Origin of the sequence: Kocuria dechangensis (assembly GCF_014636775.1) — a bacterium.
GTDB classification, from domain to species: Bacteria; Actinomycetota; Actinomycetes; order Actinomycetales; family Micrococcaceae; genus Kocuria; species Kocuria dechangensis.
Map to the genome: position 1 here is coordinate 16,860 of NZ_BMEQ01000022.1, position 23,340 is coordinate 40,199.

Below are 23,340 nucleotides of genomic sequence, written 5' to 3' on the forward strand. Positions count from 1 at the left end.
GGGGGCGTTGCAACACCGCAAGTTCCGAGAAGTTGTAACGCCCCTGCCGCTCTACGCGTGGCCGCTCTGATTGTCGGTGCCTGGTGGCTCTTCCGTGGCGTGGATCCGGATCAGCCCTGTGGCGCCGTCGATGGTGACCACCTGGCCCTCGGTCAGGCGGGTGGTGGCCTCGGACACGCAGATGACGGCCGGGATGCCGTACTCGCGGGCCACTGTCGGGCCGTGGGCGATCGTGGAGCCGGTCTCGGTGATGAGTCCCCCGAGGGTCAGGAACAGCGGGGTCCAGCCCGGGTCAGTGGTCGGGGCGACGAGGATGTCTCCGGGCTGCAGCCTCGCCTCGGAGGGTTGGTGGACGATCCGTACCGGCCCGGTTGCGATCCCGGTGGCTGCCGGCTGGCCGACCAGCACGTCGGGCCCGTACTCGGCCGCGGTGTCGTCGGGCAGGGCCTGGGGGTTCGTGCCGTCGGACAGCAGCAGGCCCGGGACCTGCCGCCGTCGGGCCTCGCGGTTGTGTACCCGGCGCCGCTCGGTCACCACCGCGCGCAGGTCCACCCCGTGCGAGGCGTCGAGGGCCTCCTCCAGGGTCAGGAACATGATGTCCTCCGACTGCTCCAGCAGGCCGCGCTCGGCGAGGTCGGCTCCTGCGGTGAGCAGCTGCCTGCGCACCTCGGCCAGGGGGATGAGCCAGAGGAACTTGGGCAACTCACGCAGTCCAGCCAGCTCCCGGGCCCGGCGCAGCATGGAGCCGGCGAGGCGGGCCCGCAGCGGCCGGGTGCGCTTCGCACGCTCGATGAGCTCTGCCAGAGCGGTCTCAGCTTCGACGGCGGCGCGGGCGAACCGGGCGGGCGGAGCCTGGTCTGGGTCGGTCACCTGCAGGTACCCGGTCAGGGCGGCGAACACGGGGGTGGAGTCGTCGGCCCACCGGGGGGAGCCGACGTCGATCTCGGCGCTGCCGCGGATCCCGTACTCCTCCAGGAAGGCCGTCAGCCCGAACTCGGGCAGCTCCCCGCGCGAGAAGCGCCCGGCGAGCTCGTCCGGGTCGGTGCTGGCCAACAGCTCGCGGTGAGCACCGGCGGCCTCAGCTACGGACCAGAGCTTCAGGTCCATCTGGGTGGTGACGTTGTGGGGCATGCCGCGCAGGGTCGCGTTCAGCTCGCCGGGCTGCAGGATGCCTCCCAGCAGCCAGCCGGCCACCCCCTCAGCGATGAGCGCTGCCCACAGCGGCGGCAGGCAGCGCATCATCGGCCCGGTCATCGTCGCATCCTGCAGGCCGGCGGCACCACGGATCCGGCTAGCCGTGTCCGCCGGTTCGGTCAGGGGCTGCCGGCGGACCTGCTCGAGTTCGTGGAAGGCGCGTTCGCGGGCGGCGGCGGGCCGCGCCAGGGCCCGCAGCGCCCCGAGCAGCGAAGCAGGCACGACGGCCAGCAGCAGCCGCGCCGTCGCACCGGCGGCGAACGCGCGCTGCCCGGCACCAGCGGCACGGGGCGCGTAGCGGGGGTCGTCCAGGACGTGCCGCACGCCCCGCGCCACGGCCGGACCGTAGACCTGCACCATCTCCGGGACGCGGGAGTGCAGGCGCGGGCTGCGAAGGAAGCCGGTGAGGTCGATGAACAGCCGGCCGCCGATGTCGAGGAGGAACTTGTCCACCACGGCGTCGTCGACGCCGATGGTCTGCAACCAGCGGCGGGTCGTCTCCCGCAGCACGGACACGCCCATGGGGGTGACCGGACCCCGCAGGCCCTGCATGTGGCCGACCTCCATGTAAATACGGGGGTCCTCCTGCCCCGGGTCGGTCCCGGGCGGGAGCGGGAAGAGAGTGGTGATGGCCCGGGACTGCAGCAGCCACAGCGTGCCCTGCGCATCGTAGGCGAACTCGATGTCCTGCGGACTGCCGAGGGTGCGCTGCACCCGCTGCCCGGCCTGCTGGAGCTCGCGCAGCCGGTGGGGGGAGAGGCAGCCGTGCTCCTGTGGCTCGGGGAGCGGGCCGTGCCCGGGCAGGACGTAGTGGTCGGTGTCCATGGTGCCCTCCACCACACCGGTGCCCAGCCCCGGCACCGCATCGATGACGGTCTCTGTGCGGGTACCGGTCACCGGGTTCGCTGTGAACATCACCCCGGCGGCCGTCGGGGCGATCATGCGTTGCACGATCACGGCCATCGCCAGGTCCTCGGTCTCCAGTCCCTGCACGGCCCGGTAGGCGAGGGCGCGCTCACTGCCCAGAGAGTCCCAGCACTGCCGGATCGCCTCGAGCAGAGCGTCCTCGCCCTCCACGTTGAGGACGGTGTCCTGCTGGCCGGCGAAGCTGGCGTCCGGCAGGTCCTCGGCCGTAGCACTGGAACGGACGGCGACGGGGCCGCCGCCGAGGTGTTCGTAGGCCGCCAGGACTGCCCGTTCGGGGATGGCGCCGGCGCGGTAGGCCTCGGTGGTCAGGCAGAACCCGTCCGGCACCCGCTCGTCCGAAGCAATGAGGGCCCCGAGGCCGGCGGCCTTGCCCCCGACGAGCCCGGTCATGTCCGCGGTGATGTGGGCGAGGTCGATCAGGTCCATGGGATGTCTCTCTGCTGGCCCGGGGCTGACGGGAGGCGAGGAAGGGGCAGTGCCCTGGGGCGTCCAGTACCCCGTTCGTAGCCGATGATCCAGTCCGACCGTTGGCAGGTCAACCTCCCTGTGCCCTGAGGCATCAAAGGCTCTGCGTAGCGGTACTGGTAGAAGACAAGACCGGGCTCCGTTGGCGTGCTCAGTGCATCCACGCGGTTCGTTCTGGTGGGTCCCAGGTCCACCGGGCCGGGCCGTCAGCTGAGCTGCTCGGCCAACGCAACGATGACCCCCTCTGGGCCGCGGACGTAGCAGAACCGGCAGCTGTCCTGATACTGCACCACCGGAGTACGGGCCTGCGGGTGTTGAACCTGGGTGGGGAAGACGTGGACACGTACACGCCGATGGGATCGATGGTCTTCACTGTCATGGCTGCCCTGGCCCAGATGGAGTTGGAGATCAAACGGGAACGGATCACTGACTCGGTGGCCAAGCGCCGGGCCGCCGGCAAGGACCTCGGTGGACGGCGCCAGACCTTCACCGACTCCCAGATCCGCAACGCCCTGCGGCTGATCGAGTCCGGGGAGCCGGCCACCCAGGTCGCCCGGGACCTGGGGATGTCCAGGGCCACCCTCTACCGGCGGATCCGGGAGCTCCCGCAGACGACGACCATTTGAGGCCGTCGGTGCCTGTGGGCATCGTGATGCACATAGCGTGCCTGAGCGGGCTTTTCATCGCACGGGGCAAATGGGCATGGCAACCACGTATGGTTGCGCGAGCTCCGCATGGGCGCATCCGGTATCGCTGGAGGTCCGGCTTACGTACGGCGGATCAGGTGTCGAGGAAGTCCCACTCGCTACCCAGCACCCACCGCAGCGGGCTCATCTTCCCGTTCAGCATCCCGATTTCGAAGTCCGTGTACGGCCCGAGTTGCCCGGGCTCGGTATAGGTAGCCTCGACGCTTGCACGGCCGGGGCCGGCCATGGCCTGGTTGCGCTCGAGCTCCTCTGCGTCAGCGGGGTTCAGCGCTGTGGCACCTCCGCAGGGCCTGTGGGGGAGGTGCGCGTGAACATCAGCAGGGTGGCGGTGGTGCGTTGGCGCACCTGTCCGCTGCGGGTAAGGGTGTCGTAGGCGACTGTGATGAAGCCGCGGTCGGGCTGGGAGCGGGAGACCTTGATTTCGGTGACGGTGATCTCCGCGTGCACGATGTCGCCCGGCCTGGTGGGGGTGGGCCAGGTCAATTCCACTCCAGCGCCGATGATGCCGGTGGCGAAGGGTAGTCCGCTGGTGACGATCAGGCGCATGGTGATAGCGGCGGTGTGCCAGCCGCTGGCGGCCAGGCCCTGGAAGAACGTGTCGGTCGCGGCCGTCTCGTCGAGGTGGAAGGGCTGCGGGTCGTACTGGCCGGCGAAGGCGAGGATCTCCTCCCGGGTGATCTCGTACTCCTCGGTGCGGAAGCGGTCTCCGACGTTCAGGTCTTCTAGCCACAGCGATTCCATGGGTTACCTTTCGTGGTTGTCGATCGGGCAATACTTGGTTCCTGTTGTGGTCCCTGCCGCCGCTGAGGCGTCGACGCTGGCTCGGGTGATCTCGGCCATCCTGTTCCCGGACCTGGCGGCCAGCGTGAACGCGGGATCAACCATCCCGGAACTCCTCGCGAGCATCCGCACCCAGATCGGGGCCATCCTCCCGCACTGACGCGACGACGCCCCCGGAGCGGCAGGCCGTCGGGGCGGACTCACAGGGGCGCGGCTTCGGCGGCGTCCGTGCGGATGAAGGCCACGTCCGTGTCGGGGACGATCCGGCCGGGCGGATCTACCAGAGCGGCGCGGACGCGTTCGCCTGTTTCGACGGTGAGGGGCAGCACGCGAGGGCCCTGCATCTGGGGGACATGCGCTTCGCCCCACTGCTGCATGGCGACCATGACGACCTTCAGCTCCTCACCCGCCGGGGTGAGCTGATACGCGTCGCGGGTGCGCTGGCCGGGCTCCCGGTACGGGCTCTTCTGCAGCACGCCGTGCTCGACCAGCGCTGATAGCCGGGTGCTGAGGACGTCCGAGGCGATGCCGAGCTGGTCACGGAACTGCGCAAACGTGCCTGCGCCAAGGAACGCCTCCCGGACGATCAGGAAGCTCCAGGAGTCGCTGAGCACTCCCAGACTCCGGATGATGGCGCACGGATTTTCGAGGGCACGCGCAAGGGTCGGTGACTGTCGGGGCATACCTGCCATCCTCCCTGGTGTGCCTGGTGTGCCTGGTGTGCCTGGTCGTCGAAGGCGTGGACTCGGATCGGCGCGCGGGTCACCGTATCCGTGAGTGCAGGATCAGGAGGGTGTCTGGTCGGAGTCGGGGGCGAGCTGCAGCTCGCCCCGGCCGAAGGAGAAGTTCTCCTTCGGCACCGGTATCAGTGCGACGAACACGTCGTCCCTGCCGATCCCGAGCACCGCGGTGACCTTGCTGCAAAGGGCACGGATCAGGGCGCGTTTGTCCGACAGGGGGCGCTCCGCGGTGAACGGCACCGTGATGATCACCGCGTCGCCGCGGCGCTCCATCCCCATGTACTGCGGGTCCAGGAACAGCTCGTCCGGTCCGTGACCGGTGATCGTGACGAACTGATCCTCCGCGGGGATGCCGAGCGCCTCGTGCAGCGCCTCCGGCAGAGCCTTGCCGAGGGCGCGCTTCTGCTCGGACGAGAACCTGCCCGCCGGCACGTGCACCTGGAACACAGGCATCCAGCACCACTCCTTCGCGTCCGCGCGTTCCTCGGTGCGCCTCGACCCTAGCTAGATTGCTATAACCAACCTAGCATCGGTAGGGTCCGAAGGGCCACGACTTCAGGCGGTGTCCGCTCATGACAGACAGGAACACAGGCATGCGTTGCACCACGTTCGGACGTCGCACCGGGCTGCGGGTCTCCGAGTACGCCCTGGGAACGGGGAACTTCGGCACTGGGTGGAGTGCCGGCACGGAGCGAGAGGAGGCGAAGGCGATTTTCGACCGCTTCGGGGAAGCAGGCGGGAACTGCATCGACACCGCCGACACCTACCAGGCCGGCCAGTCCGAGCAGTACGACCGGTTCGACGAGGTCAGCCGGATCGAATTGGGCATCCCGCACCAGGCGAACGCGAAGGCCCTGAATCGCCTGCGGGGCGGGCTGACCGAGTCGTTCGACGCGCCCGTGGTCCCGGTGGCGTGAGGCGATCATGACGACCCGCGAGCACGGACCCGCAGAGGAGCGGTCGCGCACCATCCACTACCAGGTGCCCGGGAAGGACAAACAGGCCCTGTTCGCCAAGTCCGGGCTCGAGCAGCTGCGCGCCGTCGCCGCAGGCGAAGCGCCGGCACCGCCGATCAGCAGTCACATCGGACTCGAGTTCGTCACGGTGACCGAGGGGGATGTGGTGATGACGGCGGTACCGGACGAGTCGCACTACAACCCGATCGGATCTGTGCACGGCGGGTTCTTCGCCACCATCCTGGACTCCGTCTGCGGGTGCGCCGTGCACTCCACCCTCCCGGCCGGGGTCGGCTACACCAGCCTGGAGATCAAGGTGTCGTTCCTGCGCCCGATCACCGCCGACACCGGCCCCGTCACCGCCCACGGGTGGGTCACTCGCAACGGTCGCAGCGTCGCGTTCGCCGACGCCGACATCCGTGACAACGACGGCCGTATCCTCGCGACCGCGTCCAGCACCTGCCTGATCATCCGTCCGGACCCCGCACCGTGACCCGGCAGGAGTCCACTGGCGCACACAGCATTGCGACGGAGCTTCCCCGCCGGCTCGGCGGGCGGGGAGCGTTCTGGGCGGCCGCATTCGTCCTCGCCCTCGCGCTGTGGTCCTCGGGTGCCCCGAGCGTTCTCTACCCGATCTACGCCGAGCAGTGGGATCTCACCCCGGTCGTGGTAACTACCGTGTTCGCGACGTATCAGCTCGCGCTGATCGTGGTGCTGCCGCTGTTCGGGAACCTGTCCGACCAGTTCGGCCGCCGCCGCATCATGATCACGGGCATCGCACTCATCGGCGCCTCCGCGCTCGTGATCGCCTTCGCACCTCACGTCGCCTACCTCTACGCCGGGCGCGTGCTACAGGGAGCCGGGGCCGGACTCGCGATGGGCGCGGCCACGGCATCTATGATCGAGAACAACACCAGCCGCGGTCCTCGGTTCGCCAGCACCATGGCCACGGTCGCGACTTCCACCGGCCTCACCATCGCCCTGCTCCTCAGCGGCCTCTTCGCCGAGTACCTGCCCCTACCGCTGCTGTGGAGCTACATCGTCCTCCTCGCCCTCGCCGGCGCCTCCATCACCACCCTGTTGCTCACGCCCGAGGACCGGCCCTCAGTGAGAACCCGGTGGCGGCCCCAGGCCCCGTTCGTGCCCTCGGGGATCCGCATCGGGTTCGTCATCGCGACCCTGTCGGTCGCCCTGGCCTACAGCGTCGGGGCGATCTTCCTCTCTCTCGGCGCGCATATGATCGACCAGTTCACCCACACCGACAACACCGCCATCGTCGGTACTCTCCTCGCCACCTCCTCCGCGTTTATCGGGATCACGGGACTCTTCCTCGCCCGCATATCCCCTCGCACCCTTATCTGGGCCGGTGCCGGACTCACCCTCGTCAGCCTCGCCCTCATGGCCGCTGCCAGCGCGTTCCAATCCCTCCCGCTGTTCCTGGCATGGTGCGTCATCGGCGGCATCGCCTACGCGCTGGCGTTCACCGGCGGCCTCGGACTCATCACCCGACTCGCGCCTGAACATCACCGCGGCGCGACCCTCTCCTTCCTCTACCTCATCGCCTACACGCTGCAAGCCGCCACCGCCATCGGCGTCGGGGCACTGGCCACGACGACCTCCCTCGGCGCCGCGGTGAAGGTCGCTGCGATCGCCCTGACCCTGCTGTCCGCAACGGTGGCGGCGCTGCTGCTCGCGGACCGAAGCACCACCGCGCACACAGAACCAGCTTCATCATAACGGGCCGGTTCAGACTCACCCGAGCAGCGCACCGGGGCAATCTCCTGTCCGCGACAACGAATCCGAGGCCCTGCAAGCGGTTCTACACGTGGCTCGAGAGGTGTTCGGGGAACTACCTGACGCCTAAGGCAAGCTCCTCGAAGTGATCAATAGAAGTTCTCGTGAGAGCGTTCTGCGCGCTGGGATCGGGTGCGGGACTGTCGCTTCAACGGTGTAAGAGGCGTTTCTATGGTTAGTGGTTCTCCGCCGCTGGCATCCGGTTGGCGAAGGTGATGGCGAAAGCGTTCAGGGCCGGCTTCCACCGCATGGCCCATCGTGTCTGCCCGGTGCCCTTCGGGTCCAGGGATCGCACGACGAGGTACAGCGTCTTCATCGCGGACTGCTCGTTGGGGAAGTGGCCCCGGGCCCGCACCGCCCGGCGGAACCGGGCGTTGAGGGACTCGATGGCGTTGGTGGAGCAGATGACCCGGCGGATCTCGAGGTCGTAGTCCAGGAAGGGCACGAACTCCGTCCACGCCGCGCGCCACAAGCGGATGATCGCGGGGTACCGGGCGCCCCACTTCTCCTCCAGGGCGTCCAGCGCCTCGGCGGCAGCATCTGCCGTGGGGGCTTGGTAGATCGGCTTGAGGTCCTTGGCGAGCTCGTCCCAGTACTTCCGCGAGGCGTAGCGGAAGGTGCCGCGGATGAGGTGGATGATGCAGGTTTGCACGATCGCGGCCGGGAACACCGCGTTCACGGAGTCGGGCAGGCCCTTGAGCCCGTCGCAGACCACGAAGAACACATCGCGCACCCCGCGGGACTTCAGGTCGGTGAGCACCGCGTACCAGAACTTCGCGCTCTCCCCGTCGCCGTCCCCGGCCCACATGCCCAGGATGTCCTTGTGCCCGGCCAGGTCCACCCCGATCGCCGCGTACACCGGCCGGTTGCGGACCTGCCCGTCACGGACCTTGACCATGATCGCGTCGATGAAGATCGCCGCGTACACGTCCTCCAGCGGACGGGCCCACCATGCCTGCATCTCGTCCACGACGCGGTCGGTGATGCGGGTGACGGTGTCCTTGGAGACCTCGGCGCCGTAGACCTCGCCCAGATGCGCGCTGATCTCCCCGGTGGTCAGGCCCTTGGCCGACAGGGAGAGCACCACCTGGTCCAGGTCTGTCAGGCGTCGCTGGCGTTTGCCCACGATGACCGGGTCGAAGGTGCTCTCACGGTCCCGGGGCACCTGGATCTCGACGGGGCCGGCATTGTCGGTGATCACCGTCTTGGCCCGTTTCCCGTTGCGCGAGTTGCCCCGGTTGCGGCCCTCGGGCTCGCCGTGCTCGTAGCCGAGGTGCTCATTCATCTCCTCGTCCAGGGCCGCCTCGACGACCATCTTGGTCAGCTGCTTCAGCAATCCACCCGGGCCGGTCAGCGCAGCCCCGCTGGCCCGTGCGGTGCGGACCAGCTCCCGGACGGTGTCCTGCTCGGCCGCGCTCAGCTGCGGACTCTCTTCCGGCTCGTCACCGGGCTTCGGTGGGCTCACGTCCACCAGTGTCTCGATGTTCTCGCTCATGTCGACCCTCCAGCCCCACTCGGGGCGATTGGGCCTCTTACACCGTTACTGCGATAGTCCCTGCAGCACGGACCCCTGCCTGCCCCAGGTTCCCGGTGCTGGCGTGACAGGCTGGGGGTGACCGGAGTGTTCACGAGCCCCGAACCATCAGCCGTCGTCGTGGTGCACGTCCCCGGCGCGACGCCTGGTGGTGCGGGGCCGATTGTCCTGTGGGACAGAGGGGTGGCACCTCGAGGTGGATGCCGTGGTGGAGGCCTTGTTCGATCTGGGCGGGTGGCCGGTGTATGCGGTGACCGCCGTGCTGGTCTTTCTGGAGTCGGCGGTGTTGGCGGGGCTGTTCCTGCCCGGGGAGACCGTTCTGCTGCTGGCCGGGCTGCTGGCCGGAACCGGCAACCTGTCGATGGCGGTGCTCCTGCCGGTGGCCGTGGCCGCGGCCTTTGCCGGGGACCAGGTGGGATATTTCATCGGCCGGTGTTTCGGTCCCCGGCTGCGCGAGAGCGCGGTGGGGCGGCTCATCGGTGCCCGGAGGTGGGAGAGGGCCCTGGAGCTGCTGGAGCGCCGCGGGGCCACCGCGGTCTTCGCCGCCCGGTGGATCACCGTGGTCCGGGCCCTGGTGCCCACTGTGGCCGGGATGATCGGGATGCCCCGACGGAGATTCTTCGCCGCCAACTGCGCCGGGGCGCTCACCTGGGCCCCGACCGTGGTGCTCATCGGCTACCTGCTGGGTGATTCCCTGACCCGGGCCGAGCAGGTGCTGGCACATCTGCCTCTGGTCGGGGTCGCCACCGTGGTGCTGATGGTCGCCGTGGTGGGGATCCGGGCCGTATGCACCCGCGGTGCCGCCACCGTCGACCCCGAGCCGGTGGCCACAACCGGGGACCCCAGATCGGACGAGCGGTAAGCGCCCGCATACCGGGGGTCAGGCTGGCCAGGGCCGCTGCGGCCCCGGGCGTCCCGATGATTGTCCGTCTCCGCTGTGCTCACCACCAGTGCCTCGGTCCTGGCGCCCTGCTCAATCCAGGGCGTCCATCCATGGCATCCGGTCGGGGCCCGCGTAGAGTGCGCCCCGTGAAGGACACCGACTACCGGACGATGAGCAAGCGGCAGGCCGCCGCCGCGCTGGAGGAGTTCCTCACCGAACGCCCCGCGGCACTGCAGCGGTTGCGCACCGAGCTCGCCGCCGACGGACTCGACCCGAACGCGATGCTCGACGGCACCCCTGCTTCCCTGACCCCGCTGTGGCGGTGGGCCGGCACCCGGATCCTGGAGGCGGAGGCACAGCGCTCACCCGCCGCACCAGCAGCGCCAGCAGCACCGGCTCCGGAGTGGCCCTCGTGGGCCCGCTGCTCCCCGGGCCTGGACCCGGCCACCCCGGTACGCATCGTCTCCCTGCTGGACGGGCTGGTCTCCTACCTCGGGCAGGTCATCACCACCGCCGCCCCGCAAGCCGTGTGGAAAGTGGGCTACCACCTGCAGAACCACCCGGTGCTCACCAGCCCGCTCACCGAGATGGAGTACTTCCCGCCGGGCCTGGTCGGCGTCGTCGCCAACCGGCTGCGGCACGGGGTGGACCCGCACAACGACGCCCGGCTGCACTCCTACGCCCAGGCGGTCATCACCATGCTCCGCAGCGAGCACGAGGACGCCCTCGCGGCACCGGAACCGCTCGTGGAGGTGGACTCCGACGATGACGACGGGGTCTTTGACGTCGGTCTGCGCGAGGACATCGCCCACGAGCACTCCCGGGCAGTGGACCGGATGGTCGCCGAACTCGCCGCCCAGTCCGGCGTGGACTCCGCGGTCCGTGAGGACCGGGAGGTGCTGCTGGTGAGCGCCCCGGACCGGGCCGCCGAGGACCTCCAGCAGTGGGTGCTGGCCTGGCTCCGGCGCCACATCCCCGCGGTGGACTGAGCCACCCACGGGCCCACGGATCGTTCCGTCACTCGGTGCGGGAACTGTCACCGGGTGCCCCGGCCTGCGCCCCGCAGCATCAGGTGCTGGGGGATCGGCTCATTGCTGAAATGGCCGACCGCGAGGGTATTCGCTCTCTGTTGTTGGACCGGTTCCGGCGCTCATCGGTGGGAGTGGGTCAGCGGCAGCGCAGGTCGAAGTCTCCCAGGATGAGCATCTTGGGCTGACCGGTGCTGGTCTCGCGGATCCACACCGCCCCGGTTCGCGCGTCGGTTTCTTCCACGGTGCCCCGGTGGTGGAGAACCCCGTCGCGGTGGGCCTCGATCACATCCCCGACCCGCAGCCACTCCAGGTTCTCGATGGGCACGTACTCCTCGGTCACGGCTTATCCCCTTCCCGCACCCCGGCCTCTGGTCGCGTTCAGTCCCCGACGGCGTCCCGGCCCCGGGCCACGATCAGCGGGTCGGGCGGATAGACCACCTCGGGGTCCTTGTCGTCGTAGTCGAACTGGTCCAGGAAGGCCCGCATGGCGTTGAGCCGGGCGCGTTTCTTGTCGTTGGACCGGATGGTGGTCCACGGGGCGTGGTCGGTGTCGGTGCGCAGGAACATCTCCTCCTTCGCCTCCGTGTAGTCCTCCCACCGGTCCAGGGAGGCCAGATCGTTGGGGGAGAGCTTCCACCGGCGCACCGGGTCGATCTGCCGGATCGCGAACCGGGTCCGCTGCTCCTGCTGGGTGACCGAGAACCAGAACTTGGTCAGGTGGATCCCCGAGTCCACCAGCATCTTCTCGAACACCGGGGCCTGCTCCATGAACGTGAGGTACTGCGCGTCGGTGCAGAAACCCATGACGCGTTCGACCACCGCCCGGTTGTACCAGGAGCGGTCGAACATCACGATCTCCCCGTTCGTGGGCAGGTGGGCGATGTAGCGCTGGAAGTACCACTGGCCGGCCTCCCGGTCCGAGGGCCGGGTCAGCGCCACCACCCGCGCCGCCCGGGGGTTGAGGTGCTCGGTGAAGCGGTGGATGGTCCCGCCCTTGCCGGCGGCGTCGCGGCCCTCGAAGACGATCACGTGGGCTAGGTCGTGGTCCTGGCCCCAGTACTGGAACTTCAGCAGCTCGATCTGCAGCTGGTACTTCTGAAGCTCATAGGCCTCCCGTGACATCAGTTCGTCGTAGGGGTAGTCCTCCCGCCAGGTCTGAACCGCCGAGCCGCCGGGGTCGATCAGCTCCGCGTCCTCGCCTTGCGGATTGCCGACGGTGTAGCCCTGCTCGGTGAGCTGGTCGATGAACTCCCGCAGGTTCTCCCGCACCGCCCACTGGTCCTCGGGCACCCACAACCTCCTGGCCTGCGACATCGGTGATCCTCCTGCTGGGTTCGTCCAGGGTTCTCTGGGGCGTCAGTGTAGGCGGCCACAGTCGAAAGCCGATGACCACGCCCCCACGGGGCCGTGCCCACGGCCGGATTCGTGTCGGTGATCAGGACAGATCGTTGCGCAGCCGGGCCAGGAGTTCGATTACGACCTCGTGGCCGTCCTGGACCCCGGTGCGCACCGCAACCAGCTCCGCCCCGTGCAACACCCCCACCGCGTAGCGGTCCTCGCCGGTGCCCTTGAAGGTCTCCGCGGTGCGGCCCAGCCATCCGGCGACCACCCCGGCGTCCATGATCTCGCCGAGGACCTGCTGGTACTGCTTGGCATCAGCAGCCGCGTGGGCCACGGTCTTCCCGGGGGTGAACCCGGAGCGTTTCAGGACCGCGTCGACGTAGCGGACCCGCTTGACGTCCTTGCGCACCTGGTGGAGGTGCTCCAGCCGATGGGCCAGATCGGCCTCGGCGCCAGAGTCCTCGGCTGCCACCCCTCGGTCCCCGACCCGCTGGACCTTGCGCAGGGCCCGGCGCAGCATCTTGTCGGCGGCCTTGCGCGCCGAGGTCCGCCGGCATTTGTCGGTCACGGGCGGGCCGGCGGCGAAGGACTGGACGTCGGCCAGCAGCACCAAGTGCTTGGGGTTGCTCAGGTGGCCGCGCACGGCGGTCACGGCCTCGGCTGCCTGCTGCTCGGCGGTGCGCTGCAGCACCTGGGCGGCCGTCTCGCTCGCCTTTCCATCGAGGGCGGCAACCCGGACCGGCAGCAGTTCGGCGGTGACCTCGGCGTCCCGGGCCCCGGACAGCGACCGGGCCAGCTCCCGCAACCGCACATCGAGCTCGGCGGCGGTGTCGCCGTCGAAGAACGGGGCGGCCGCCTTCAGGAGGCTGCGCATCGACCGGGAGGTCACCCGCATCTGGTGCACCGCATCGGGCACGTCCAGGCGCACCTTCAGGTCCCACAGCACGAGCTGCTCGGCCAGCTGCCCCAGCGCCGTGGAGAGCACATCGGCCCCGGTGGCCTTCTTCCCGCCCTTCTTGCCGGACTTCTGGTTCTTCTGGCCCGAGGTCGTCGCCGTTGGACCGGCGAGCACGGGCACATCGTCCTCGGCGCCCAGAGCCCGGGCGATCTTCGCCGCCGAGGTCGACGGCGTGCCCCCGGCGGCGAACAGGGCCTGTTCCACGGCGGTGAAGATCCGGTGCTGGTGGTCCTCGGCCACGGTCCCGTCGGCCAGTTCCACCTCCCACTCCGACCACGACCGCCGCGTGCCGTGGCGCTCGTCCACGGCGGCCACGTCGTCGATGGCGATCTCGGCCACCGGGGCCCCGGAGTCCTCGGCCACGGACAGCACCCGCCGGGTCGTGGCCAGGGTGGCGATCGGGTGTAGCGGCTGTCCGCCGGTGAGTCCTTCCACCAGGTGCCGCACTACTTCGGGCATCCGCTCCGGTGATCCCTCCAGCAGGGGGAGTTGGGCCTCGTAGCGTCCGTTCGCTTCGCGCAGCTTCACGTGCCACCCGTCATCGGCCCCGCCCGTGCGCCGGCGCAGGGCGACGTGGTGGCGGTGAAGGGCCATCTCGGCGGTGTCGTAGTAGACGGCCTCCAACCGGTGCTCGACCGCCGCGTCGGTCACCGCGTAACCTTCCAGCACGCTCCAGTCGATCCGGTCCTTCGCCCCGTCGGGGAGCTCGTACTTGCGCTCGATCTCACGCTGGGCGGTCACGGCCATGGCGTCCTCCTGGAGGCTGTGATGCGGCGGTGGCGCCCGCCGGAGTGGGGACGATGATACGCCCCTGAAGTGACCTACCTCACGGGGTGGGTGGCAGGGTGTACGGGCCCTGGATGGGGCATCGGTGCACGTCACAGCTGGGGCACGATCCCCGGTGGCACCGGGGCCATGGCGTGGAGACCTGGCATGCTTCGGGTGCATGCCATTTCACCGACGAAGGGCAGGGTCATGGCCGCAACGTCGATGCTGGGCGGGGTCGGGGCAGCCGCAGTGGCCATCGCGGTGTTCTGGTGGGCGGTCCAGCGGCTGCGTCGGTGGCGGACGGCGGTGCGGCTGCGCCGGATCCAGGCCTACCACGCGAGCCTGCGCGCGGAGGTGCGGATGAGCTACGAGCGGATCTACACCCGGTGCGCGGCCCAGCCGGCCTGGAGCTCCCAGAAGCTGGCGGACATGGAATGGGCCTTCGCCCAGATCGACCACGTCCTGGAGAAACGGCGCCTGGACGACCTGGCCGAGGTGGGCCGGACCGTGCCCCCCGTGGCCCCACCCGTGGTGCCGGTCGCGCTCGGGTTCACTGGGGTGGTGGCCTTGCTGTCCGCGGCCCTGATCGGGTCCTGACCCGTAAGCAGAGCAGATCGAGTGAGCGGCCTGATTCAGTGGCGGACCACCAGTACCGGGCACCGGGCGTGGGCCAGGCAGGCGTGGGTGACCGAGCTCAGCAGCAGGCCCAGGAGCCCGCCGACTCCGCGGGGGCCGAGTACGAGCATCTGGGCGTCGGTGCTGGCGGCAATGAGCAGATCCGCCGGCCGGCCCCGCAACAGCTGGGTGCTCAAGTGCTCCGGGCGACGCTCACCGAAGACCTCGCCCAAGACCGCCTCCAAGCGTTGTCCGGCGTTGGCCCGGAAAGCCTCGGGATCGATGACGGTGTCGTTGCCGTAAGAGCCCTCATAGAGCAACGGGTCCTCCCAGCACATGATGGCCTCCACCGGCGCCTGCAGCGCCTGGCCGAGCCGGACCGCGACCCGCAGGGCCGCCTTGGAGTGCTCGGAACCGTCGACGTTGACGACGACGCGCCCACCGTCACCATCCACTCCGGTCTCCTTTCCGGACCCAGTCCTGAGCGGGGCGAGGGCTCATCGAGAGGCGATGACGGGGCTGTCGACCTCAGCGGGCCGTGGTGGTAGCCGCAGCGGTGACGCGCGCATCGGTGCGGATCCGCTGCACCAGTTCCTGCACCCGGGCGTCGATGGCCTCGGTGATCTCCCGGGCCCGGTCCGCACTGGTGTTGTGGAACAGGCCCCCCACACTCCAGTGCTCGTGGGCGGTGCCGGGATGGAGCCGGATGCCGTCACGGGCGCCGAAGGTGACCACCCGGTCGGCGGCGCGCACCACCTCATCGGTGACCTGCTTCGGGTACAGGCGCGCCATCTGCATACCGCGCTCGGACAGCACCGTCGACACGAGGGGGTTCACCGCGTCCCCGGCCACGACCCCGGCCGAGCGGGCCACCACCGCCTCCCCGCCGTGGTGGGCCAGCAGGGCCGCGGCGATCTGGGACCGGCCCGTGTCGTCCTCGTCGACGAACAGCACCTGGTGCACCGGTGCCTCAGCTGCGCCCGGCCCGGTGGCCAGGACGCCGTTGTCGGCCCGGGTCGCGGCCAGCCCCCGCAGACGTTCTCGGGCCAGGCGCAAAGACATGGGCACCAGATACGTCTGGATCCGCGCGCCCCGGGCGAGTTCGGCGTGGGCCTGCGCCACGCAGCGCTCGACCAGTTCGGGGAAGAACACCCCGGCGTAGTGGGTGGCCAGCGGTTCCGCGGTGCGTTGCAGCACCCCCGGTGCGGAAAGATCAACGCCCTGCTCGCTCATGAGACCCTCCGGTGGATAAGGCACACGGGATCAGCGGTGACTTCGGTCGGCTCCCCGGTGCAGGGCATCCCGTCCCAGGTGCTCGGCGTCCCCCCGAGTTCCCGAGCCACCCCGATCCAGTGATGTGAGTTACATCCTGGCGTGCCCCGATGAACAACACATGGCGTGCCGGTGAACACCAGGGGTGTGCCTACGATGGAGGCCATGGTCCTGGAGGTGGAGTTCGTCCTGCTCAGCACGGTGGTCCTGCTGGGCGGGATCGGCTGGCCGCCACTGCACTCCTGGGTTTCCCGTCGTCGCCGGGCCCGCCGGCTGCGGGTAGACCCACACCACGCGTTGCCCCGCTCCGATGCCCCCGTGCTGGGCCCGGTCGTGCTGATCGCGGTGGGGTTGGGGCTGCTGGTGGTCTCCGCCGTGGTCTGAAACCCGTCCGTGCAGGGTGCGCCGCCCCTGGCGGTTCAAGGGTCGCTGAACACCCGTCCCGCTGCTTGATGCACACCGGGGCGGGCCGCCACCGGGCAATTGCACCGGCGGGCCACTGGCCCCTCCGCCGGTGGAGAACGCCGGCTACGCCACTGACCGCACCTTGGCCCCGCGCCCCGTAGGCCTTCTGTCGGGTCGGCCGCCGCCTATGCCCCCTGATCCCCGTTCCCGTCATGTACCGGCGACATGGCGGCCAGTGCGGACACCAGCCGCCGCTACGGGGCTAATTTCCACGTGCTGTCGGTACTGCCCTGGGGGACCGGGCGGGAATCTGCTTCAGTGGTACCTGCGCGGCTATCCGGCCGGCTCCCACGGACACCTCGCCCTGGACGCCGGCGCCGTCTTCTTTCTGTGGAGTGACCCGATGAGCGCTCAATCCGTCCTGGCTACCGCAGAGACCAAGCTCCTCAAGGCCAAGCGAACCTATGCCAAAAAGGTGCTCGGCGTGCTCGTGGAGCACCTGCACCACCACTATCCTCAGGCCGTGCGCGTGAGTGTCTACGCCGATCAGCGCGCGCACGAGTATTTCATCGGTGAGCTGCTGGACTCCGACGGTCAGGTGATCGGGCTCGACCCCGGCAGCGTCGTCGCGCCCCGCCAACAGATAGACGGCCCCTTCGGACAACAGATCACCGTAGGCCCCCACAGTGTGACCGAGCTGCTGCACCATGCTCTGGTGATCTATGAGGGGCCGCTGGAGAAGCGGCTGCGCACCGACCGCTACACCGGGGAGCACTACCTGGACCTGACCCGCACCCCCTGACCGGGCCCGGCAGGCCACACCCCAGGGTGATCGCCCGTGTCCTCCCGCCGCCGTACCCGAGACACCTCGTGCTCGGGGCCACGGAGGCACCCGGCATGTCCGGCAGGCGACGGCTGGGCGAACATCTGGTGCGCTGCTTGGGGCCTGGTCCCCGGGCTCCTACCGTCGAAGGAGACCCGGCACCGAGCAGGGTGTCCACCCAGGGGGGAGCTCATCGTGGGCGCATCAGCACGGCACGACCATCGGGAAGCCATCACGCAGTGGATGGCGGCCTTCAACGCCCACGACGCCGTCGGTGTCGGCGCCCGCTACGCCCAGGACGCTGTGGTGGACGACCCGGCCTACCAGCAGCCGCAGCGCGGCCGGAAACCCGTCCAGGACCACGCCCAGGCCTACATCACCGCGATGCCCGACGTGGCCGGGGAGCTGACCCGCGTGATCACCGACGAGGACAACGCGGCGGTGGAGATGACGATCTCCGGGGTGTACGCCGGGCCGCTGGTGCTGCCCACCGGAACGCTGCCGCCCACCGGGCACCGGCTGCGGTTCGCGGTGGCGTTCTTCTGCCGCTTCGGCCCCGAGGGCACGGTCGTGGAAGAGCACCGCTACTACGACGCGGTCGGCATCCTCCACCAGCTGAAGGAAGCACACCCTCAGCGAGGCTGACCCCTTCACCGGGGCGTGGAACCGCCGGCAACGCCCGACCCCGATGTGGCCGGTCCTGCCGTGGGCAGGACCGGCCACATCTTGGAAGAGAGCACCCACGCGCCAGCCGGCTAGGGCATTCTCATGTCCCGGGGCCCTCCTCCGCCTCGGACCCGTCGGTGGGGTCGCTACGTCCTGCGGATCCGCTGGTGGCCTGTCGGTGCCCGGTGTGGGCAAGAACACCCCTCCCGGCACCGCTGAGGTGCTCGTTCGGGCGCGGGGGGCAGGAGCGTCGGATCTAATATTTTCTGAGTGACTTATGACCTGCAGCTGACCCTGCTCAGCAGTCTGCTCCTGATGGCGGCCATCGCCTGGCCGATGGCCTCCGACCGCCGGCGCCGTCAGCGCTACGGGCGCACCGGGCAGGTCACGGTCCGCACGGTGCCCTACACCGGGCCGGCCGTCCTGGTCGCCGCCGGGCTGGGGCTGCTGGTGGCCGCCGGGCTGCTCTGACCCCCGCTGCATCCCCTGAGCCCCGGGTCCTCCGGGGCCGGGACCGGGCCGGGTGTGTGCTGAGTCAGTCCTGGTGGTCTGCGCGGTGGCACTGGGTCTTCTCGGAGCCCAGCAGCTCGCCCGTGCAGGGCAGGAACGGGTGGCAGCGGGGATCCAGCAGCGCGGTGGCGGTGTGCATCAGCCGGTCGCGTTCCACGGCGGGCAGGTGCAGGAGCTCGTGCAGGTACGCCTGGAGCTCCACCTCCCCGACGGCCCCGCCGTGGCCGAGGTAGTGCATCCACAGCCGGTGCGGCGTGAGGCGGGTGCCCTCCAGTGCCTGGCGCAGCAGACGGGCCTGGACCCAGTTCACAGTGATGTCGTCCATCATGGATGCCTCCGGGGCAGCGATGTCGGAGATGATCAGTGGTCGGGTGCTGCCTCGGCCCGGGGGCTCCAGGACAGTACCGGCAGTGGCGGGCTGGCCGGTGGTTCGCCGGTGGTCCTGGTACAGCACCACGCCCACCACGGCCCCGGGGACTGCGAACAGCACCAGCACCGCCACCGCGGTCGGGGTGGTGAGCACGACCAGGCGCAGCCCGGTCCTCGGGGCCGCAACCACCTCAGGATCCCGGCGCCCCGCACGGCCGGGGGGAGGCGGGGGAGGCGGTGATCTCCACCCACAGGTCCTGGACCCGGGTGTCCAGATCGTCCACCACGGCCCCCCGCCCCCGCCCTGAAGGCCTTCGACCGGCCAGTGCTGCACGGCGGTCCCCGCAGGGATCGTGCCGAGTGCTGGATCGCCCAGGGTGATGACCCAGTCCGCGGCGCGCAGCGCACCTTCGGTCACCGGTTTCGGGGTCAGCCCGGCCGGCTCGGTCCCGTGCTGGGCCAGCACCTCCACCGCGTGCGGGTCCACCGCGGTCCCCGGGTCGATCCCTGCCGAGCGGGTCACCACCGCGGTCCCGGCGTGGTGGGCCAGCAGCCCGGCAGCGACCTGGGCGGGGCCGGTGTCGTGGGCGTCGACGAACAGCACCTGACGCACCGGTGCCGAGGCCGCCCCTCTGGCCCGGGCCAGGGCTGCCAACCTCGTTCCGGCGTCGTGGACGGCCATCGGCGCCAGATAGGTCTGGATCCGCGCGGTGGCCGCCAGTCCCGCATAAGCCTGGGCCACGTAGCGGTCGACCAGTTCGGGGAAGAACACCCCGGCGAAGTGGTCGGTGAGGTGCTGCCCGGCCCGCTGCAGCAGCGCCGGGGTGCTCAGATCGGTGGTCGGCTCTCTCACGAGAGCCCCTGGCGGCCGGCGATGGTGTGCGCATGACGGTCACAGCGCAGCTCGAAGTCGTCGGTGCTGAGCATCTTCCGGGCCCCGCTGCCCCGCTCCCTGATCCACACCACGCCCAGCGCCGGGACGGTCTCCTCGACGATCCCGCGGTGGCGCACCACCCCGTCCCGGTGGGCCTCCAGCCGGTCCCCGGCCCTCAGTCGGCCCAGGTCCTCGGAAGGCACGTGCTTCTCGGTCATGGCGGATCCCCCTTCCCCCGTGCCGTCGAATCCTCGACGACACCCCCAGTGTGGCCGGAGCGGGTGAAATCCGACCCACCAACCGGTGGACAGACGGCGACACAGTGGGCAGGCTCCACTGCGGTCTCCACCGCCGGGCTGGTACAGGTTCTGGTGTTCCTTGTCCCGGCGGCCCTGGCCCCCGGTTCTTCCCGGATAGGGTGGCGATCCCTGAGGGGCGCCGGAATCCGAGGGCGGCGCGGACCATGATCTCCGAGCTCTCCGTGCTGGAACACCGGGTCCCGATGGTGTCCGGCAAGGAGCCCCACCGGCCCGCCTGCACCGTTCCTGCCGCCGGGGGCCTGGAGGGGTCAGCCCTCGCAGTCGGTGCAGTACGTCACACCTTGGGTCTGGCGGGCGAGCTGGGAGCGGTGGCGGACCAGGAAGCAGGACCCGCAGGTGAACTCATCCTCCAGCTCCGGCACGACCGCCACAGAAAGCTCCTCGTGCGACAGATCAGCCCCGGGCAGGTCGACGCCCTCGGCGGTGTCGGCGTCCTCCAGATCCATCGCCGGCGTCTGGGGGGTGGTGCCGGTCCGGGCCCGGAGCCTTTCCAGGGACTCGTTGGCCGGCTCGTCCTCGGGGCGGATGCGCGGGGCATCGTAATCAGTGGCCATGATGAGACGCGTGCTCCTTCGCCGGATGTGGGGGTGGACGCCCCGCCACAACACGGCCGGTCACCCGCCTATTCCTGGAGGCCCTGGGCCGCAGCACCTGACACGAGACCCGTTGGGAACTGGATAACCCATGGGAGTTGGCGCCTCCGCTTGGCATGAATGGCATGCGTCGTCCGACGTCAACCATGCTGACCTTCGCCGCAAAGGTCCGAGGTAAGGGTGGGGGCTGCGGGTGCTGAACCTGGAAGGGGAGATGTGAACACCCACATTCCGACGGGCTCGACGGGCCTCCCCGTCACGGCCGCCCTGGCCCAGCTGGGGCTGGCGCTGAAGATCAACCGCTTCTCGTTCTGCCATGACCTTTTAGGTCTGCACCGGCGTGAGCGGGTGGGCGTTGACGGCCACGGAGAGCTCTCCGGGCAGCTCGTCGAGGTACTGGGAGGTGGTGTTCACCGAGGAGTGGTCCAGCAGCTGGGCGACGACCTTCACGTCCCAGCCCTCGGCCAGCATCAACGTGGCGGCGGTGTGGCGCAGCCCGTGCGGGACCACAGCCCTCGCCCGGTCCGGATCAGCCGCCCGGGTGCGCTTGACCGCGCGTTCCAGCAGCCGTTCGATGTCGCGCACCGCCAGCCGCCGCCCGGTAGGGGAGAGCAGCAGCGGGGCCGGGGCGTCGGCGCCCAGCCGCCCCCGATAGGCCACGATGAGGTCCTCCAGCCAGGGTGGGACCGGCACGGTGCGCCAGGTGCGGCCCTTGCCGTAGACCTGCACCGACGCCGGGGTAATAGGTGTGGCGCGGGTGAAGTGGTCGGCGTCGGCGGCCACGATCTCCCCGGCGCGTAGGCCCAGGACCCCCATCAGTCCCAGGGCGATGGCGTCGCGGTCGTGGTGCGGGTTGGAGGCTGCGTCCCCGGGCCCGTGGGTGAGCAGGGCCTGGGCCTGGGCGAGGTCCAGGGAGGTGCGTTCCACCCGCAGCTTCCCCTGGTCCTTGGGTTCCATCTCGGAGGTGCGCATGGGGGAGACGGTGGCCCAGGACTGCTCGACGCAGTAGGCGAAGAACCGCGAGAGGCTCCGGCGCATCCGCAGGGTCGAGCCCGGGGCCTTGGCGTCGGCGTCGGTGGTGGCCATCCGCTTCCGCGGATCCTCCACCTGCTCGCCCGGGGCAGGCTTGCGCCGGTGGTCGGCGGTGTTGGCGTAGGCCAGCAGCGCCTCGTCGACGTGGGAGCCGGTGACCGACTCGGTGGTGTGCTCACCAGCTGCCGGGAGCAGTTCGAGGAAGCGGTGCAGGTCCACGGTGTAGTTGCCCACGGTGGCCGCCGACAGCCGCCGGATCATCGCCCTGCGCCGGCAGGACTCCAGGTAGCGCTCCACCGCCTCGGACAGTGGGATCTCGGTCGGGGGTGGTGGCAGGGCCATCGCTGTGCTCCTTTGTGTGGCGTGCGATCACCACGCCCGCGTCCTATTCGGCTCGATGTCAACGGCAGGCGAAAGCTGACCCCTTTTCGGCAGGCGGATTCAACGGTGGGTTCTAGCGGTCGTCGCAACATCCCTAGTAGATGGAGGGATGGAGATGGGCATCAGAGGACGCAAGCGGCGTCTGGTCCTGGAGGACGAGTACTGGGCGTTGATTCTGGCCGGAGTGGGCACGGTCGACGCGTGCCGGATCGTCGGCATCGGGCGCAAAACCGGGTACCGGTGGCGGGCCGAACTCGGCGGATTGGCTCCGGCCAGGAGAGCCGAGGCGCAGCAGTCGGAACGCTATCTGTCGTTGCTGGAACGAGAGCGGATCGCGGTGCTGCGCCGACAGGGCCTGTCGATGAGAGCGATCGCCACCCGTCTGGGCCGGGCGCCCTCGACAGTCTCTCGGGAACTGCGGCGCAACACTGCCGAGCACGATCGCGGAGCCTATGACCCGGTGCTGGCCCATGCCCGGGCCCGCACCGCCGCCAGGCGGCAGCGGCCTGGGGTGCTGGCACATGATGAGGAGCTCCATCGGATGGTTCAGGGCAGGCTCGAGCTGGACTGGTCTCCGCAGCAGATCGCCGTCTGGCTACGGATGGAGCACCCGCAGCGCCCGGAATGGCACGTGTGCCACGAGACGATCTATCAGGCGCTCTATCACGGCACCCGTCGCGGGCTGCACCGGCGGCTGACCACACAGTTGCGCACGGGCCGGTCGATGCGCGGGCGACGGCGGCGATCCGACCAGCGCGTCCCGCGCTTCGTGGCCCCGGGACTGCTCATCGATCAGCGCCCAGCCGTGGTCGAAGACCGCGTGCGGATCGGCGATTGGGAGGGCGACCTCATCGTCGGGGCGAAGGGCCGCTCGGCGATCGGCACGCTGGTGGACCGCACCAGCCGCTACGTCCGCCTGGTGCACTTGCCCCATGGCCACGCCGCGCAGGCGCTGACCGATGCTCTGGAATCTCTGGTAGAGCACCTGCCGCAGCCGGCGCGGCGGACGTTGACCTGGGATCAGGGTTCGGAGATGGCCCGCCACGACCTGGTGGCCGCCTGGTTCAGCGAGGGGGTGTACTTCGCCGCACCGGCCAGTCCGTGGATGCGGGGGTCCAACGAAAACATGAACGGGCTGCTGCGCCAGTACTTTCCGAAAGGCACGGACCTGAGCATCCACACCGCCGGGGATCTGACCAGGGTAGAGCATCTGCTCAACACCCGCCCGCGGAAGGTACTCCAATGGGCGACGCCGGCCACCGTGTTCGCTGCGAAGATGTCATGCTGAAAAACGCCGGTGTTGCGCCGAGCTGTTGAATCCGCCTGCCGCCACGGGGTCAGTTTTCACGTGCCGTCGACACGCAGCCGGGCAACCGGTGCAGTCCCATCAGGCCTCGAACGA

The 23,340-nt window shown here is 69.8% G+C and carries 26 protein-coding genes and 1 pseudogene; 13 read left to right on the plus strand and 14 right to left on the minus strand.

The genetic code is table 11. The features are described from left to right. Positions 1–51: 51 nt before the first annotated feature. Positions 52–2,547, minus strand: coding sequence for a PEP/pyruvate-binding domain-containing protein (locus IEW07_RS15985; RefSeq protein ID WP_188539049.1), 2,496 nt, complete (start codon positions 2,545–2,547; stop codon positions 52–54). Positions 2,548–2,870: 323 nt separating this feature from the next. Here IEW07_RS15985 and IEW07_RS15990 point away from each other — a divergent pair. Continuing rightward, positions 2,871–3,212, plus strand: a pseudogene (locus IEW07_RS15990) (helix-turn-helix domain-containing protein); the annotation flags it as partial. A 345-nt stretch (positions 3,213–3,557) separates the two neighbouring features. Here IEW07_RS15990 and IEW07_RS15995 read toward each other — a convergent pair. Then, entirely contained in the window at positions 3,558–4,034 is a 477-nt protein-coding gene (locus tag IEW07_RS15995) for a MaoC family dehydratase (protein WP_188539051.1), read from the minus strand. On the opposite strand from IEW07_RS15995, the gene IEW07_RS16000 reads away from it, so the two are divergent. After that, positions 4,033–4,233, plus strand: coding sequence for a hypothetical protein (locus IEW07_RS16000; RefSeq protein WP_188539053.1), 201 nt, complete (start codon positions 4,033–4,035; stop codon positions 4,231–4,233). The two genes, IEW07_RS15995 and IEW07_RS16000, sit on opposite strands and share 2 nt — an antisense overlap. 40 nt (positions 4,234–4,273) lie before the next feature. Here IEW07_RS16000 and IEW07_RS16005 read toward each other — a convergent pair whose 3' ends face one another. Together IEW07_RS16005 and IEW07_RS16010 are read right to left on the minus strand one after the other, a co-directional pair. After that, positions 4,274–4,687 (minus strand): winged helix-turn-helix transcriptional regulator, encoded by a 414-nt coding sequence (locus IEW07_RS16005; RefSeq protein WP_229741909.1) that lies wholly within the window; start codon positions 4,685–4,687, stop codon positions 4,274–4,276. 171 nt (positions 4,688–4,858) lie between these two features. Then, a complete protein-coding gene (locus IEW07_RS16010; protein WP_188539057.1) occupies positions 4,859–5,266 on the minus strand; it encodes a tautomerase family protein in 408 nt (135 codons plus the stop codon). A gap of 140 nt (positions 5,267–5,406) precedes the next feature. Between IEW07_RS16010 and IEW07_RS16015 the strand changes: the two genes are divergently transcribed. The 3 genes from IEW07_RS16015 to IEW07_RS16025 are packed head-to-tail and all read left to right on the plus strand — an operon-like array spanning position 5,407 to position 7,506. Continuing rightward, positions 5,407–5,730, plus strand: a complete 324-nt coding sequence (locus tag IEW07_RS16015) for an aldo/keto reductase (protein WP_188539058.1) — start codon at positions 5,407–5,409, stop codon at positions 5,728–5,730. A 7-nt stretch (positions 5,731–5,737) separates the two neighbouring features. Continuing rightward, positions 5,738–6,262, plus strand: a complete 525-nt coding sequence (locus IEW07_RS16020) for a PaaI family thioesterase (protein WP_188539060.1) — start codon at positions 5,738–5,740, stop codon at positions 6,260–6,262. Next, the gene (locus IEW07_RS16025; RefSeq protein WP_229741910.1) at positions 6,259–7,506 is read left to right on the plus strand and encodes an MFS transporter; all 1,248 of its coding nucleotides are present in this window, start codon (positions 6,259–6,261) and stop codon (positions 7,504–7,506) included. Before IEW07_RS16020 ends, IEW07_RS16025 begins: the two co-directional genes overlap by 4 nt. A gap of 232 nt (positions 7,507–7,738) precedes the next feature. Here the strand turns inward: IEW07_RS16025 and IEW07_RS16030 are convergent, their stop codons facing one another. Then, positions 7,739–9,058, minus strand: coding sequence for an IS256 family transposase (locus IEW07_RS16030; protein ID WP_229741911.1), 1,320 nt, complete (start codon positions 9,056–9,058; stop codon positions 7,739–7,741). Positions 9,059–9,302: 244 nt separating this feature from the next. On the opposite strand from IEW07_RS16030, the gene IEW07_RS16035 reads away from it, so the two are divergent. Together IEW07_RS16035 and IEW07_RS16040 are read left to right on the plus strand one after the other, a co-directional pair. Further along, complete coding sequence (locus IEW07_RS16035) at positions 9,303–9,959, plus strand: DedA family protein (protein WP_188539062.1); 657 nt, start codon at positions 9,303–9,305, stop codon at positions 9,957–9,959. Between the two features lie 167 nt (positions 9,960–10,126). Next, a complete protein-coding gene (locus IEW07_RS16040) occupies positions 10,127–10,969 on the plus strand; it encodes a hypothetical protein (protein WP_188539064.1) in 843 nt (280 codons plus the stop codon). A 178-nt stretch (positions 10,970–11,147) separates the two neighbouring features. On the opposite strand, the gene IEW07_RS16045 is transcribed toward IEW07_RS16040, so the two are convergent. The 3 genes from IEW07_RS16045 to IEW07_RS16055 form a co-directional block, all read right to left on the minus strand. Beyond that, positions 11,148–11,351: a hypothetical protein gene (locus IEW07_RS16045; protein ID WP_188539066.1), complete on the minus strand. Its 204-nt coding sequence runs from the start codon at positions 11,349–11,351 to the stop codon at positions 11,148–11,150. A 38-nt stretch (positions 11,352–11,389) separates the two neighbouring features. Next, on the minus strand, positions 11,390–12,325 hold the full coding sequence (ppk2, locus tag IEW07_RS16050; RefSeq protein ID WP_188539067.1) for a polyphosphate kinase 2: 936 nt from the start codon (positions 12,323–12,325) through the stop codon (positions 11,390–11,392). Between the two features lie 121 nt (positions 12,326–12,446). Beyond that, complete coding sequence (locus IEW07_RS16055; protein WP_188539069.1) at positions 12,447–14,057, minus strand: CYTH and CHAD domain-containing protein; 1,611 nt, start codon at positions 14,055–14,057, stop codon at positions 12,447–12,449. A gap of 228 nt (positions 14,058–14,285) precedes the next feature. Between IEW07_RS16055 and IEW07_RS16060 the strand changes: the two genes are divergently transcribed. Next, the gene (locus IEW07_RS16060; protein ID WP_188539070.1) at positions 14,286–14,675 is read left to right on the plus strand and encodes a hypothetical protein; all 390 of its coding nucleotides are present in this window, start codon (positions 14,286–14,288) and stop codon (positions 14,673–14,675) included. A 35-nt stretch (positions 14,676–14,710) separates the two neighbouring features. Here the strand turns inward: IEW07_RS16060 and IEW07_RS16065 are convergent, their stop codons facing one another. Together IEW07_RS16065 and IEW07_RS16070 are read right to left on the minus strand one after the other, a co-directional pair. After that, positions 14,711–15,148 carry a universal stress protein gene (locus IEW07_RS16065; protein WP_188539072.1) on the minus strand — a complete coding sequence of 146 codons (438 nt, stop codon included), beginning with the start codon at positions 15,146–15,148 and terminating at the stop codon, positions 14,711–14,713. 73 nt (positions 15,149–15,221) lie between these two features. Beyond that, positions 15,222–15,926 (minus strand): arsenate-mycothiol transferase ArsC, encoded by a 705-nt coding sequence (locus tag IEW07_RS16070; RefSeq protein WP_188539074.1) that lies wholly within the window; start codon positions 15,924–15,926, stop codon positions 15,222–15,224. Positions 15,927–16,112: 186 nt separating this feature from the next. On the opposite strand from IEW07_RS16070, the gene IEW07_RS16075 reads away from it, so the two are divergent. The 4 genes from IEW07_RS16075 (at position 16,113) to IEW07_RS16090 (ending at position 18,330) form a co-directional block, all read left to right on the plus strand. Continuing rightward, complete coding sequence (locus tag IEW07_RS16075; protein WP_188539076.1) at positions 16,113–16,349, plus strand: hypothetical protein; 237 nt, start codon at positions 16,113–16,115, stop codon at positions 16,347–16,349. 424 nt (positions 16,350–16,773) lie between these two features. After that, a complete protein-coding gene (locus tag IEW07_RS16080; RefSeq protein ID WP_188539078.1) occupies positions 16,774–17,172 on the plus strand; it encodes a hypothetical protein in 399 nt (132 codons plus the stop codon). A 216-nt stretch (positions 17,173–17,388) separates the two neighbouring features. Next, the gene (locus IEW07_RS16085; RefSeq protein ID WP_188539079.1) at positions 17,389–17,838 is read left to right on the plus strand and encodes an ester cyclase; all 450 of its coding nucleotides are present in this window, start codon (positions 17,389–17,391) and stop codon (positions 17,836–17,838) included. Positions 17,839–18,129: 291 nt separating this feature from the next. After that, positions 18,130–18,330, plus strand: a complete 201-nt coding sequence (locus IEW07_RS16090; RefSeq protein WP_188539080.1) for a hypothetical protein — start codon at positions 18,130–18,132, stop codon at positions 18,328–18,330. Between the two features lie 64 nt (positions 18,331–18,394). Here the strand turns inward: IEW07_RS16090 and IEW07_RS16095 are convergent, their stop codons facing one another. From IEW07_RS16095 to IEW07_RS21455, 4 genes are all read right to left on the minus strand, one after another. Then, complete coding sequence (locus tag IEW07_RS16095) at positions 18,395–19,591, minus strand: arsenate-mycothiol transferase ArsC (RefSeq protein ID WP_188539081.1); 1,197 nt, start codon at positions 19,589–19,591, stop codon at positions 18,395–18,397. Beyond that, the gene (locus tag IEW07_RS16100) at positions 19,588–19,830 is read right to left on the minus strand and encodes a hypothetical protein (protein WP_188539082.1); all 243 of its coding nucleotides are present in this window, start codon (positions 19,828–19,830) and stop codon (positions 19,588–19,590) included. Before IEW07_RS16100 ends, IEW07_RS16095 begins: the two co-directional genes overlap by 4 nt. A 350-nt stretch (positions 19,831–20,180) precedes the next feature. Further along, positions 20,181–20,486 (minus strand): DUF4193 domain-containing protein, encoded by a 306-nt coding sequence (locus tag IEW07_RS16105; protein WP_188539083.1) that lies wholly within the window; start codon positions 20,484–20,486, stop codon positions 20,181–20,183. A 363-nt stretch (positions 20,487–20,849) separates the two neighbouring features. Further along, complete coding sequence (locus IEW07_RS21455; protein ID WP_188539084.1) at positions 20,850–21,899, minus strand: tyrosine-type recombinase/integrase; 1,050 nt, start codon at positions 21,897–21,899, stop codon at positions 20,850–20,852. A gap of 148 nt (positions 21,900–22,047) precedes the next feature. On the opposite strand from IEW07_RS21455, the gene IEW07_RS16115 reads away from it, so the two are divergent. Continuing rightward, on the plus strand, positions 22,048–23,226 hold the full coding sequence (locus tag IEW07_RS16115; protein WP_229741912.1) for an IS30 family transposase: 1,179 nt from the start codon (positions 22,048–22,050) through the stop codon (positions 23,224–23,226). Positions 23,227–23,340 lie beyond the last annotated feature (114 nt).

Coding starts and splice junctions, on each gene's coding strand:
- IEW07_RS16070 (WP_188539074.1), bottom strand. CDS start 15,926: ATGAGCGAGCAGGGCGTTGATCTTTCCGCACCGGGGGTGCTGCAACGC.
- IEW07_RS16060 (WP_188539070.1), top strand. CDS start 14,286: ATGGCCGCAACGTCGATGCTGGGCGGGGTCGGGGCAGCCGCAGTGGCC.
- IEW07_RS21455 (WP_188539084.1), bottom strand. CDS start 21,899: ATGGCCCTGCCACCACCCCCGACCGAGATCCCACTGTCCGAGGCGGTG.
- ppk2 (WP_188539067.1), bottom strand. CDS start 12,325: ATGTCGCAGGCCAGGAGGTTGTGGGTGCCCGAGGACCAGTGGGCGGTG.
- IEW07_RS16020 (WP_188539060.1), top strand. CDS start 5,738: ATGACGACCCGCGAGCACGGACCCGCAGAGGAGCGGTCGCGCACCATC.
- IEW07_RS16105 (WP_188539083.1), bottom strand. CDS start 20,486: ATGGCCACTGATTACGATGCCCCGCGCATCCGCCCCGAGGACGAGCCG.
- IEW07_RS16115 (WP_229741912.1), top strand. CDS start 22,048: ATGGAGATGGGCATCAGAGGACGCAAGCGGCGTCTGGTCCTGGAGGAC.
- IEW07_RS16055 (WP_188539069.1), bottom strand. CDS start 14,057: ATGGCCGTGACCGCCCAGCGTGAGATCGAGCGCAAGTACGAGCTCCCC.
- IEW07_RS16010 (WP_188539057.1), bottom strand. CDS start 5,266: ATGCCTGTGTTCCAGGTGCACGTGCCGGCGGGCAGGTTCTCGTCCGAG.
- IEW07_RS16080 (WP_188539078.1), top strand. CDS start 16,774: ATGAGCGCTCAATCCGTCCTGGCTACCGCAGAGACCAAGCTCCTCAAG.
- IEW07_RS16100 (WP_188539082.1), bottom strand. CDS start 19,830: ATGACCGAGAAGCACGTGCCTTCCGAGGACCTGGGCCGACTGAGGGCC.
- IEW07_RS16030 (WP_229741911.1), bottom strand. CDS start 9,058: ATGAGCGAGAACATCGAGACACTGGTGGACGTGAGCCCACCGAAGCCC.
- IEW07_RS16015 (WP_188539058.1), top strand. CDS start 5,407: ATGCGTTGCACCACGTTCGGACGTCGCACCGGGCTGCGGGTCTCCGAG.
- IEW07_RS15985 (WP_188539049.1), bottom strand. CDS start 2,547: ATGGACCTGATCGACCTCGCCCACATCACCGCGGACATGACCGGGCTC.
- IEW07_RS16000 (WP_188539053.1), top strand. CDS start 4,033: ATGGGTTACCTTTCGTGGTTGTCGATCGGGCAATACTTGGTTCCTGTT.
- IEW07_RS15995 (WP_188539051.1), bottom strand. CDS start 4,034: ATGGAATCGCTGTGGCTAGAAGACCTGAACGTCGGAGACCGCTTCCGC.